Origin of the sequence: Paenarthrobacter nitroguajacolicus (assembly GCF_007786235.1) — a bacterium.
Classification (GTDB): Bacteria; Actinomycetota; Actinomycetes; order Actinomycetales; family Micrococcaceae; genus Arthrobacter; species Arthrobacter nitroguajacolicus_A.
In genome coordinates this window covers 230,133-242,213 of sequence record NZ_VNFK01000001.1, presented here as the reverse complement: position 1 = coordinate 242,213, position 12,081 = coordinate 230,133, and the positions used below count along the sequence as shown (strand labels likewise).

General features: G+C 61.7%; 12 protein-coding genes. 5 read left to right on the top strand and 7 right to left on the bottom strand.

Annotated features, from left to right (window positions below):
- Positions 1-50 precede the first annotated feature (50 nt).
- The 5 genes from FQP90_RS01075 to FQP90_RS01055 all read right to left on the bottom strand — a co-directional run bounded on the left by FQP90_RS01075 (position 51) and on the right by FQP90_RS01055 (position 3,349).
- Positions 51-1,121: a hypothetical protein gene (locus tag FQP90_RS01075; RefSeq protein WP_144647835.1), complete on the bottom strand. Its 1,071-nt coding sequence runs from the start codon at positions 1,119-1,121 to the stop codon at positions 51-53.
- Between the two features lie 103 nt (positions 1,122-1,224).
- Positions 1,225-1,629: a DUF6188 family protein gene (locus FQP90_RS01070; RefSeq protein WP_144647833.1), complete on the bottom strand. Its 405-nt coding sequence runs from the start codon at positions 1,627-1,629 to the stop codon at positions 1,225-1,227.
- Entirely contained in the window at positions 1,626-2,132 is a 507-nt protein-coding gene (locus FQP90_RS01065) for a hypothetical protein (RefSeq protein ID WP_144647831.1), read from the bottom strand. The genes FQP90_RS01070 and FQP90_RS01065 overlap by 4 nt, the downstream gene beginning before the upstream one ends.
- Positions 2,133-2,372, bottom strand: a complete 240-nt coding sequence (locus FQP90_RS23205; RefSeq protein ID WP_167510388.1) for a PLD nuclease N-terminal domain-containing protein — start codon at positions 2,370-2,372, stop codon at positions 2,133-2,135. It abuts the gene before it with no gap.
- A 110-nt stretch (positions 2,373-2,482) separates the two neighbouring features.
- Complete coding sequence (locus tag FQP90_RS01055; RefSeq protein ID WP_144647827.1) at positions 2,483-3,349, bottom strand: hypothetical protein; 867 nt, start codon at positions 3,347-3,349, stop codon at positions 2,483-2,485.
- 292 nt (positions 3,350-3,641) lie between these two features.
- Here FQP90_RS01055 and FQP90_RS01050 point away from each other — a divergent pair, with 292 nt between their 5' ends.
- Positions 3,642-6,536: an NPCBM/NEW2 domain-containing protein gene (locus FQP90_RS01050; RefSeq protein WP_144647825.1), complete on the top strand. Its 2,895-nt coding sequence runs from the start codon at positions 3,642-3,644 to the stop codon at positions 6,534-6,536.
- Between the two features lie 238 nt (positions 6,537-6,774).
- The gene (locus tag FQP90_RS01045; protein ID WP_144647823.1) at positions 6,775-7,500 is read left to right on the top strand and encodes a hypothetical protein; all 726 of its coding nucleotides are present in this window, start codon (positions 6,775-6,777) and stop codon (positions 7,498-7,500) included.
- Between the two features lie 703 nt (positions 7,501-8,203).
- On the opposite strand, the gene FQP90_RS01040 is transcribed toward FQP90_RS01045, so the two are convergent.
- The gene (locus tag FQP90_RS01040; protein WP_144647821.1) at positions 8,204-8,791 is read right to left on the bottom strand and encodes a hypothetical protein; all 588 of its coding nucleotides are present in this window, start codon (positions 8,789-8,791) and stop codon (positions 8,204-8,206) included.
- 31 nt (positions 8,792-8,822) lie between these two features.
- Complete coding sequence (locus FQP90_RS01035) at positions 8,823-9,326, bottom strand: MarR family winged helix-turn-helix transcriptional regulator (protein ID WP_144647819.1); 504 nt, start codon at positions 9,324-9,326, stop codon at positions 8,823-8,825.
- A gap of 96 nt (positions 9,327-9,422) precedes the next feature.
- Between FQP90_RS01035 and FQP90_RS01030 the strand changes: the two genes are divergently transcribed.
- The 3 genes from FQP90_RS01030 (at position 9,423) to FQP90_RS01020 (ending at position 11,718) form a co-directional block, all read left to right on the top strand.
- On the top strand, positions 9,423-10,313 hold the full coding sequence (locus FQP90_RS01030; RefSeq protein ID WP_144647817.1) for an EamA family transporter: 891 nt from the start codon (positions 9,423-9,425) through the stop codon (positions 10,311-10,313).
- 233 nt (positions 10,314-10,546) lie between these two features.
- Positions 10,547-10,963 (top strand): serine hydrolase, encoded by a 417-nt coding sequence (locus FQP90_RS23740; RefSeq protein ID WP_144647815.1) that lies wholly within the window; start codon positions 10,547-10,549, stop codon positions 10,961-10,963.
- A gap of 26 nt (positions 10,964-10,989) precedes the next feature.
- A complete protein-coding gene (locus FQP90_RS01020; protein ID WP_144647813.1) occupies positions 10,990-11,718 on the top strand; it encodes a serine hydrolase in 729 nt (242 codons plus the stop codon).
- Positions 11,719-12,081: the final 363 nt, after the last annotated feature.

The window sequence follows — 12,081 nt, the reverse complement described above, 5'->3', positions numbered from 1 at the left end:
TGCCGCACCCGCGCGAGGATGTACGACGGCGGCCGCGTCCGGTTTCGCGGTTAGTCGCCGGAGGCCAACTCCCACTCGTCCTGGTTGTGTTCCCGGTGCCAGTGCTGGCGGGGCTCCCCGGATTCGCGGACAACGTCGTTGAGCCAGAACGTGGAGTCGGGGTTCCACCCGGCGATGACACTTGCCGTTCCTTCGTCCACTGTGAGCGCGCGGCCGGCCAAGCGAAGGTAGCCCACGACAGTGAGGTGGACGGCGTCCCATCGTGAGCTTGCCCTTTCCCAGTCAGGGATGACCCAGCGGCCATGGCGGCCCGTGGTCCGGAACCAGTCGTGCCTGCGGGAGGCAGTGACCTCCAATGGGAAAGCGCGGCAGAGTTTGGTCCAGTCCTCTTCTGTGCGAATCTCCAGAATCCGGCCTGTCCCGCTGACGGCGATGGTGGTGGCTTCCTCCCAACCGAGGGAATCCTCCACAAGACTGAGCCCCTCGGGGATTCGCGCCACTGTCTGGATCAGCCCGTGGGGGATCGACCACCACTCGCCGCCCACGTTGGCCCTAATGTCTGCAGGGCGTTCCCACGCAGCACGGACCTCCCCGGCCCGTTGGTTGCGCGCCCACTCTGCCAACTTCTGGCGGGGATTTCCTGGGAGGGGCGCAGGGTCTTCCGATGAGCGCCAGTCGATGGCCCACTGCCGCACCTGAGACTCGCGGGTCCATGATTCTGCGGCGGATGTCCTCAGAACGCCGCCTGCGACGTGGGCTAGCGCCCTTGATGTTGCGGGCGCGGCGGCAAGGACGTCCTCGCCGTCGGGCTCCTGCCAATACCGCGCGGTGTCAACGGCCCGCTCCAAGGCTTTCTGAACCTGCCCGTTGGTGATGCCGGTGAGGTCCAAGGACGTGATCATTGCTGCGAGTTCATTCACGGTCGGCTCTGGAGGGGGAGGTGGCGCCTCGCCGTACGGAGACATGGTCAACATCTTCCGTGATCTCCCGGCCCCAGGATCGAGGTTGAAGCCGAGGTGGAAGAGGGCGATCCGAATGTCCTGGTCCATTTCCATCGCGAGTTCAAGGCACAGGCGCCGCCCACGCGGTCCGCCTAACAGCTGCTCGACGTTTGGCTCCATGAAGTCATCCTTGCAGCTGAACTCCCAGCACGCTGAAGCACGACGCCGGAACGCGCCCTGGGTGCCTGCAGCGTGGCAAATAGTTGTGCAGGCTCCGCTGGGATTACTCTGTGCCCAGACCCCACCTTGCAAGGCTGCCGCCAGGAGTGGAAACCAACAGCAAGCCGTCAGGCCCATTGAGAGTCCACGCCTCGTATTGTTCATCGGCCGGGACAGCAATGGCGCTACCGTCGGCGAAATCCAGGTGAAGGGTTCCACGGTCGTCAGCGATCCCTGCCGTGACTGAGGAACGTGCGATCGAGAGTGCTGGACCCAACAGGGAAGGAACCCCGGCGGGGTCGAGACGATGAGTCAGGCCGGAAGCTGTCTCGTAAATGAATTCATTCTCGACCCTGAGGACAATGCCGCCTTGGGTCTCGATGCTGAAGGCATAATCGACCATGCAACGGACAATCTCGTCCGGCCCGAATGTCGTGGGCCACGTCCACAGCATGCGTGAGGGCTTCATTGGCTCGCCGCTCCTGGGCGCATCCACTTTTGAATCTCCGGCCCGGCTACGTCCATAAAATTAGTGACCACCTGCATGGCGTCGTCGGGTTGCCCACCCCATCCGTCATACGCATCATATGCGTCATCAAGTTCAACCAACTCTTGCGCTATTGGGTGTCCTTCGTGGCCGACAATCCGGTGCGCCCACGATGCGAGTTCCCTTAAGGGCAGGGTTCCATCGATGGTTTGGCTGGCGTAATGGTAAGCCGCCACAAGCTGGGCATCGTCCTTGCTCATGTCGCCCGTCGCCACGCCCAGCTCTCTGAGAGCATCGTCCATAAGTACTCCGAGCTCGAAGACGTTGATGTTCGGCGAAGCGCCGGCAAGTTCGCGGAGGGCCGGACCGTCGAGCCCTTCGACCAGGGCGTCCGTCGCGGCCGCGATAGCCGCTGCTGCCGCATCTTGCCTGATAGCCCACAATGCTTGTGCGGCAATCAAAGCCACAGTGGCTGTACCCAACACCTAAAGAGTCTTCCGCAATCGCAGGCGACTACCCAAACCATTTAGACGTGGCTTGGCATAGAGCCACACCACAACCCCGAACAGCGGCATCACGAACAACAACAGCACCCAGATGACCCGGCGTGTTTGATCGAGGCGGTCCTCCCGCAGGACATCGAAGATTGCCCAAATGTTAGATCCTATGACGAAGACGGCGGACAGTCCCGCCAACACTGCTAGAAGCCACTGCCAAGCTTCCACGCCGTCCCCCTCAAACCAACTGGTTCGGCCCAAAATAGCACTCGCTTTATAGGAGCACGACGGCGGAACGCGCCTTCGTACCGAGGGTTCCGGCTCGCGCTTTGCTCGCTTCAGACCAAGGCGGTCATCACATTCCAGCCTTCGCCGATCTTCTTCCGTGGTTCAAGGAAACGGCTGCCGACACCGGGGTAGAGCCAGAGGTCTCCGTTGGTGTCGCGGGCGATGATCTGCGAATAGCCGGGGTAGTTTCTGTCGAACCGTCCGGTGGCGATGATGGCCGTCATGGCGTTCCAGCCTTCGCCTACCTGCGAGCGGGGCAGCCACCCGCCCTTGCCGTCACCGGGGTAGAGCCAGAGCCGCCCGCTGGTGTCGCGCGCCATGACGTCCCGCTTGCCGTCTTCGTTGAAGTCGCCGCGACCGATCAGCGCGGTCATCACGTTCCAGCCGACACCGATTTGGACCCTTGGGTGCCAGCCTCCTTGGTGGTCGCCCGGGTACAACCAAAGGCGGCCCTCCACGTCGCGGGCGATGACGTCGGCACAGTAGTCGCCGTCGAAGTCGCCAGGTCCCATGATGGCGGTCATCGCGTTCCAGCCGACGCCTACTTTGGTTCGTGGTTTGAGGTACCCGTAACCACCGGGGTAGAGCCACAGATCGCCGTTGATATCGCGGGCAAGGAGGTCATCGTTGAACTCACTCTGGAATTTCCCCGCACCGATGATGGCGGTCATCACATTCCAGCCTTCGCCCATTTTGGAGCGGGGTTTCTTCCAGCCACCCAGACCATCGCCGGGGTAGACCCAGAGGTCGCCGGCTGCGTCGCGGGCGAGGACGTCGTCGTCATAGCCGGTGTTGATGTTGACGTAGTCCCAGTTGTTCGCAGGGACACTGAAAGCACGCGCGTTTGGCTGGCTCGCGTGTGCCGGAACCGCAGTTGGCCCGACGAGAAGAGCAGCCGCTGCGAGAGCGGTTCCCACGAGCAACGGGCGTCTCTGCTTTTCGGGCGTTTTCCGGCATGGATTCGTGGTCGATTTTGATCGGAACATCACTGTTACCCCCATTAGCAACATAGCCATCACGCGATGCACCGGAGCATAGTCCGATCGGGCGGATTTTGTTAGAGGCGGCAGCCAAGCACCCGAGCCGCCAGCGGTCTGGCGGCGATTCTCGCTGTTCATACCTGTGCATTTCGTTGCCCCCACCGCGCAAGGAACAGAAACTCCTTGAGGAAACCCACTCAATGAGGAGCCTCACTTGCACCCACAACCCATGGCCAGGCGTCTGGCAGCAACAACTGCTTCGGCGGCACTAACGGCAGCATTGCTGGTCACCGGAATCGCAACCAGCCCAAGCGCCACCGCGGCAGAACAACCACCGCCGCCCACCGGCGTCGTCTATGCCAGCGACGTTCCGTGGGCGAGCATGACCAACGGTTGGGGGCCGGCGGAACTGGACATGAGCAACGGGGGCCAGGCCGCCGGTGACGCGAACCGCCGGCCGCTGACTATCGGTGGCACTGTTTACGCGAAGGGGATCGGCACCCACGCGGCGTCGTCCATTACGTACAACCTGGGGGGTCAGTGCAAGCAGTTCCTTGCGCAGGTGGGGGTGGATGACACTCAGGGCGACCGCGGACGCGTGGACTTCAAGGTGTTGGTGGATGGCGTGGAGCGGTTCGCGGGGGAGCGGAAGGGGACCGATGGGTCGCTGCCCGTCAACGTGGACCTCAGCGGCGGCAACACGCTGCAGCTGAAAGTGGAGACCGGCCCGGAAGGGAATGGCAACGACCACGCCGACTGGGCAGATGCACGGATCAACTGCTCGGACGCGTTCATCGCGGCGCCGCTGCGCGTCGAGGGCTCAGCCGGGACCAACCTCAACGGGCTGGTCCCCGGGACGCCGGCCACCGTCGTCGTGCGTGACCTCAAGCCGCTCAGTCCTGTTAGCTTGAGCCTTCGCGGCGAAAAGCTGGCCGACGCCGTCGCTGACGCCACCGGCGCTGCCACCATCACCGTCGTGGTGCCTGCTGGAGCCGCGGGCGGGGCCACGGAATTCGTCGCCACCGGGACGGGCCCCTTTGATGTGGCCACGACAGGCAAGATCGGCGTGTTCATCGTGCAGCTCAGCGACGCGAAGTTTTATGTGGATTGCTCGGCCCCTGCGCCCGGTGACGGCAGCCAGGGAAGCCCCTTCAACTCGATCGCACAGGTCAACGGGCACGGGGCGTTCAACGCCGGCGAGTCGATCCTTTTCCGGGCGGGCACCGACTGTGCCGGCGCGCTGACCCCGGTAGGTAGCGGCGTCGCAAACCATCCCATCACGCTCTCCAGTTACGGCGATGGCGAGAAGCCCACCATCAACGGTGGCGGCGCAGTGGCGGCCATCCAGATCACGAATGCCAGCCACTGGACGGTCAGCGGCCTGCGTGTGGTGAACCCTTCGGACACTCCGGTCCGCCGGGTGGGGATCCTGTTTGAGAACAGTGGAACGGCGCAGACCGCCGGAATTGTGGTCACGGGAAACCATGTGGAAGACGTGGCAGGGTGGCGCAATAAGGCCACGAACGGCGCTGGCTTTGCGCAGTCGGCCGGCATCATGGTGCGCACTTGGGGCAAGGGCTCAGTGGACGGCATCACCATCACCGATAACGAGGTCAACGACACCGCCGGCGGTGGTGTCAAGATCTCCGCGCCGGACACCACCGAGCGCTACAACACCAAGGTCTACGTTGCGCGGAACGAGATCCATGACGTGGGCGGCGATGCGATCGTGATCCACAACTCGGACGCGCCGCTGATCGAACACAACAGGGGCCTGAACCTCGGGCAGGGCGCCCACCCGTATGAAGGCGGCAACTTCGCGGGCATGTGGCCGTACAACTCCAAGAACCCGGTGTTCCAGTTCAACGTGGTGGGCAACAGCACCACCTCCACGTACGATTCCACCGCCTGGGACTGCGACATGAAGATCGTGGGAACCTGCCTCTTCCAGTACAACTACTCGTACGGGAACGCCGGCGGCTTCTACCTCAACTGTGTGTCCAATTGCGGCGGCGGCGCTACTGCGGCGAACGTGGTGCTTCGTTACAACATCGCCCAGGACGATTGCCGTCTGGGCGGCAGCAGCAGCGGCACCGGCAAGCACTACATCTACAACAACACGTTTTACTGCCCGTCGCGTGTGTTTTTGGATGACATGACCGGCCCACGCGAGGTGCGGAACAACCTGTTTGTGGCGCCGGGCGGCGTTCTTAAGTCCGCTGCTGCTGTGTATGCGAACAACGCGTACTTCGGCGGGATCCTGCCACCTGCTGGAGAGATGGGGTCGGTGCTGGGTAATCCGCGGTTGGTTGCGGGTGGTTCGGGGCAGGCTTCGTTGGACGTTCCCGGATACCGGTTGCGGTCAGGCTCGCCGCTGTTGGGTGCCGGCACTGTTGTGGCCGACGACGGCGGCAGGGACTTCTTCGGTAACGTCACCTCTGGCGGGGGTTCTGTTGGGGTTCTTGTTGGAGCGCCGAACATCGGTGCGTACCAAGGGCCGGGAGTTGCTGCTTCTGCGTTGCCGTTGGGCGCGTTGGTGAATCAGACGTCGGTGGCGAACGCGGCCAATCCGCGGAACGGAGCTGTTAGTTCGGATCGTCGGACGTTCTCGGAGGAGGCGCTGGCTGCGGCCGGGCTTGTCTCGGGCTCGTCGTATTCGGCCTTTGGTGTCTCGTCCGTGTGGCATCCGACGGCTGTGGGGACTCCGGACACTGTGAAGGCTGCCGGGCAGGAAGTGGCACTGTCAGGGCGCGGCCGGACTTTGCTGGTGACTGGCTTCTCCACCGGCAACGTGTCCTCCGGGGTGGCGACGGTGCATTTCACCAACGGGCAGAAACGCGACGTGGTGCTGTCGCTGCCGAACTGGCGCACGGGGGTTGCTTCGGATACTTCGGTGGTTGTAGCTTCCTCGGCCTATCACCAGCGGCACACGCAGGCCTACATCGGTGGCCCGTCGACGGTGGTGCGGGTGGATGAACCGGCCCGGGTGTTTGCCACGAAGATCGACATTCCGCCGGCTTTCGAGGTCTCCAGCGTGACGCTGCCGCAGGGGAACGCGCTGGTCAATGAGGGGCTCAACATCATGGGCATTGCCGTGGGTAATGTTCCGCCGGGGTTGAAGTAATTCGTTGGTTGCTTGAGGTAGGTCAGGTGTGGGATCCGCTGGTGGCGGGTCCCGCGCCTGTTTCATTCAGCGTTGAGGCCACCACCTAGACGCTGCGTTTCACCACTCATTTTTGGGCTTCTCGGCACCTAATTTGGCCCTGGCAGCACTCATTTTCCGGGTTTCCGCCACCTAGAGGGCATTCTGCTGGCGCAGGCTATGCGAGTCAAAGCAGGATCGTTCGTCACTAGGAGTAATCGTGACCCTGAAGCGCATCAGCACCACAAGAACGAGTATGTCCAGTCCTCATACGTTGTCCGTCTCCTGGAGGAAGCAGGGACTTCAGATAGCTGCCGTCATATTGACCACTGCAACGCTACTGGCGTCAGTTCCCCTGGCGGCACATGCCGCTCCTCCGGAACCCGTAGCGTCTCACGACAACAAGACTGTCAGCACATCTACTCTAGTTGTGAACCCAGATCGCGTTGCATCTGAAGAACTCCACCACGCCATTGAAAAGGTAAAGGCGCAGGACCCGCTTGGGTTTGAAGTTCGGTTGAACCTCATCACTTCGTCTAAGGCAGTGTCCAAGTACCTGAAGAGTTTCAAAGGACTCGACAAAAACATGCAGATTGAGGGATTGGCGGCATCGATGCCAACTGATGCTCTCACTGGCATGGTCGATCTGATGGAGAAAAGGATCCTGGAGTACAAGGTCCGGCCCGCTTCGGACTCCAGCAACTGGGTGACAATGATCGTCCATAAAGACGCTATGGCGTCGTACACCAACGACTCCGGAGCGCTAACAACTTTTGGGTGGGGTTCGCTTCCTCAGTGCCCATCGGCGTGGGCAGCGTTTTGGGCTTGGTTCGCCTTCAACACCGCTTTCTGTGGTCCCTTTGCCGCCTACCCTCCAGCGGCAGTTGGCTGTGCTCTCGGGCTTGGTTTGGCAGGGATGTTAGTCGACTTCAATAGAGGTTGCTGAAGGGCAGGTAGGAACTTGAGTAGAGCCAAGCAATACTCAGTTGTTTTGTCTCTAATTATGGGAATTGGCATGGCGATAGTGGGACTGGTCCCCAGTTCGCTGGTTTTCCTTGCTGTTCTAGCGCTTATCGGCCTTCTCGTGGCTGCGACGTTCTACTACAAACGCTTGCGATGGGTCCCGGTCGAGACGGGACGACCGTATTCTGCCGCTTTGGGTGGGGGATGCATGATGGCGATGACTTCAGCGCTACTTCTCAGAGGATATGAATGGAGTTCCGTTCTGGTTCCCCTGCTCAGCTCGGCCGTCTCCATGGCTGTGCATAGGTGGATGACGAGGTTCGGGCACTTCTCAGACCCAGACGATGGTGGTTCGTCAGAATCTGGAGTGCCACAGTGAGGAGCGCTGGGCGTCGTGGATCTAACCACCAGAGCGTATTCACCGTCTTAGGGGGGAAATGGTGAGCAGGGTTCCGCATCCACTGCAAGTAGTGATGTTCTTCGCTATGGCCGTCAATTTCGCGGCCTGGCAGCCGTTTGTTTGGTGGCGTGCCGGTGCTGCTGTACTCATGCTGGGGTTCGGTTGCTACGGCGTTTATGTGTTGAGGCGGAGCAAACGTAAAGAAACCAACCAGGAGCCTAGCGAGCTTGAGTGACCGGGAAGTTGATGATGGCCTGTGGACTGACGTCTGCGGGCCATCTCCTTGTCAATGGGTGTTTTCGTCGGGGCGAAGGCGATTCTGCAAGTCTGGGTCACCGAAGCCGGACACGAATCCGAAGTCGTGTTCTCCGTTCTCCGGAGGGAGCTCGCGCTCCAGTTTCAGTGCCGTCGTGGGGGAAAACAGTGTTTTCGCGATTCCGCTTTCTGTATCGAAGGTGAAGGACCCGAAAATTGTCCGGTCTACCCTGTGCCTCAGCAGGAGTGTCGTGTCCGAGCCGTTCACTTCACAAGCGACAGGGTGGTAGTCGTCCAGTTGCCGACCCCATATGGGCAGGGAGAGCGGGAATGAAAGCTGGACGGCTTCAGGAAACGAGAACGGGATGCGGTCAATGGAAAGGCTGAAATCATCGACGCCATCCGTCTGAAGTGTGAGTGAGCGGGGTTCGAACGTTCTCGTTGGCCCGTCCGGTAACTCCTTCGCAGACCAGATGAAGGCCCTTGGGTGCACCGAAACTGCATGCCTCACCAAGTGGTTGCCGCTCTGGCAGTACGAGGTGCCGGTGTAGGCGCTTGCCTGTCCGCCGCCCAGCGCTTTGCCGATTGCGATCGCCAGCTGCTCAGAGGAAGTGTCCACGCCTCATCCTCGCATGGGTGACGCTACCCGCTCAGGAGGGTTCGCCGTCGTTGTTTGCCAGGAGGAACTTCCGCAAGAGGTTCGCCAGCTGTGTCCTCTCAGTCTTGGACAGGCCGTCGAGCATCTTCTGCTGATTCTCCACGTGGTGTTCCACCACCTCGTCAACCAGGGCAAGTCCCTCGGGCGTGAGGCTGACCAGCAGCTGACGGCGGTTCCCGGGGTTGGTCTCGCGGTGGATCAGGCCGCGGTTCACCAAGCGGTCCACGCGGTTGGTCATGGCTGCGGAGCCGATCATGGTCAGACTGGCGAGCTGCCCGGGCGTGAGTGGCGCCTCGGTCGCGGACCGACGCAATGTTGCCAGGACGTCGAACTCCCAAGGCTCCAGCCCGAACTGGTTCATGAATTTCTGGACATCGAGTGACGCCAGACGGTTCGCCCTTGCGAGCCGGCCCAAAATGCCCATGGAACTGACATCCAGATCGGGGCGCTCCCGGTTCCACTGGTCAAGAATCGTGTCCACTGCGTCGCGGTCCATTGGCCTCCCATGCTTGACCTCAAACAGTACAACACCTAGATTGTCATACATCAAATAGTTCGACATCAAAATGTATGGAAGTGAACAATGGCTCGGATGTCTCCCCGCGACCTCTTCATCACCGCGCTCGCGCCGATGGTCTGGGGCTCCACCTATCTGGTGACAACGCAATTCCTTCCCGCCGACAGGCCGCTCCTTGCCGCAACCGTGCGGGCCCTGCCTGCCGGGATCGTGCTGATGCTCGTCACCCGGACGTGGCCGCGGGGATCCTGGTGGTTCAAGGCCGCGGCACTGGGCGCACTGAACATCGGGCTGTTCTTCTTCCTGCTGTTCTTCACCGCGTACCAGTTGCCGGGTGGGTTGGCGGCGTTGGTTGGGTCGATCCAGCCGCTGTTCGTGCTCTTCCTGGGTGCGTTGCTGCTGGGGGAGAGGATCCGCCTCGCGCACATCGTGGCGTGCGCTGTGGGAGCCGCCGGGGTCGGTTTGCTGGTCCTGCGCTCCGACGCGTCGCTGACGGTCATTGGTGTGCTTGCCGGGATGGCGGGTGCGCTGAGCATGGCGGCCGGCATTGTCCTGACAAAACGTTGGGGAAGGCCCGACGGCGTGGGGCTGCTTGGGTTTACCGGCCTTCAGTTGGCGATGGGTGGGGTGATGCTGCTGCCGGTGACGCTGGTGGTTGAAGGACTGCCGACGTCGGTTACCTTGCCCAATCTTGCCGGCTTTGCGTACCTCAGTGTCATTGGTGCGTTGGTGGCTTACGCTGTGTGGTTCCGGGGGATCCAGCGGCTGCCCACGATGGTGGTCTCGTTCCTGGGATTCCTGAGCCCGCTCGTGGCGACCGCGCTGGGGTTCGTATTCCTGGGGGAGGCGTTGTCGGGCTGGCAGATTGTGGGCGCGGTGTTGGTACTGGGGTCGGTGTATCTGGTGCAGCGGGCTGGGGCCGATGCGGGTCGGCCGGTGCCGGCGAAGGTGAAAGTGCTTAGCTGACGGGAGTGGAGTTCTGATGCTTGTCCCGCAAGGGTGGCGGGAGGACGATCAAATTAGCGGTAGCGCTGGAATGCGCTCGCGGTGATGTGTCGTCGCGGCCCTGAGCCGTATCCAGGAGGCAGTGCTCATTGGCTGGACGTAAGCCGGATTGGTGCTGGCCCCGAGGTCTTACTTCGCGTTCAAGTTGGTGCGTTGATGAACCGCATGGCTGGCTCGTTCGACTGACTGGAGTGATGGTCGCGTCGGTGCTAGCCGGATCGGTGTTTGCCGGGTGCACTTCACCGGGCCCGCCGCCGTCGCCGTCTCCATCGCCTTCGGCCTCGCCGTCGGCGTCGTTCAGCGACGCAGAGGCCATCAGCTCCCTGGAGTACGCGATGCAGACCTTCATGGACCAAGACGCTGTGGCTGTCCTCGCCCAGCTGCGGTGGCCGGGTGGTGTATGGTCGAAGGCTTACGGAGTGCGCGACCTGGACACGAGGCAACCGGCCCGGCCGCAGGATCGAGTCCCCGTTTCAAGCGTTACCAAGACCATGACGGCGGTTTCCGTGCTGAAACTCGTCGACGATGGACTGATCGCACTTCATTATCCCGTCAACGGGCTTTGGAGAGATTTGGGGTTGGTCTCAAAGCTCCCGTGCCGATCACTCTGAGGCAATTGCCCTCCCAGACGTCGGGAATGCCAGATTACCTAGACGTCATGATCCGGAGCTTGGAGGACTTTGTGTCTGCTTCCTCTCAGGGGCTGACAACTCCGCAGGCTCTTCAGCTCGCCGGTACGTTGCCTTGGGAAGCGCGAACTGTCGGGCTATTCCACTACTCCGACTCGAACAACCTGGCCTTGGGACTGATCCTGGAAAAGTTCCGTGGCGAGTCGTATCCGCAGATTCTTCGCGACGACATCATCAGCCCGCTCGGGCTGACCCATACGACTATCGACGAGGAGGAGCCGGACGCTCCTGACTTGGTCAAGGGCTACGTGAGCGTCCGAGGCAAGCGCGTCACCGGTGGCCCGGTCCTGGAACAGCTGGGTTCCCCGCTGCCAGTAGTGGTCTCGACCATGGCCGACGTCAATGACTTCATAGCTGCACTCTTTGGTGGCCGGGTCTTGTCCGCCAGTTCCTTGACGGAGATGAAGAAGGTGGTGATCGGACCCTTTGCGTTGGGGCTGGTCAAATGGTCCCCGGACTGCGGCGGCGCACCGCGTTTCTTCACAAAAGGCGGTTTCGTCGACTTCCGGACCGTCGCGCTCAGTTCCGACGATGGGCGATACCAAGCGTCAATGGCCGTGTCTCCTGCTCCGGAGCCGTCGTTGCGGGCGGGTGAGGACTTGGTGGACGAACGCGATTTGATGAGCAGTCAGATGCTGTCGGCTCTGATGGAGGTGCAGGATCGGTTGTGTGGGTAGGGGGTGGGCGATGGGTGGTGAGCTAGCGAGTATCCGGACGGGCTCCCGGTCTGGGGCTTCGTGATTAGCAGATTGCGGACTTGTGCTTACAGCATCCTTGAAGGGAGAGCGTACTGTGCTCGCCGGGCATCGAGCTCAGTAAGCGATACATGATTCGTTGCTTTGCCCCTGAGGTTCGAGGGCATCACCATAACCAGAGACGCGATCGTGCTGCCCAACAGCGGGCCGAAGTTGGGCATGGGCAAATATTGGTTGATCGCTGGCAACTCCGGCGGGATGTGGCCGTAAAACTCGCCCAATGCCCTGTTCCAGTACAACGTGGTGGGAAACACAGACGCCTCCGCCACCGAGGCTTCTGGACAT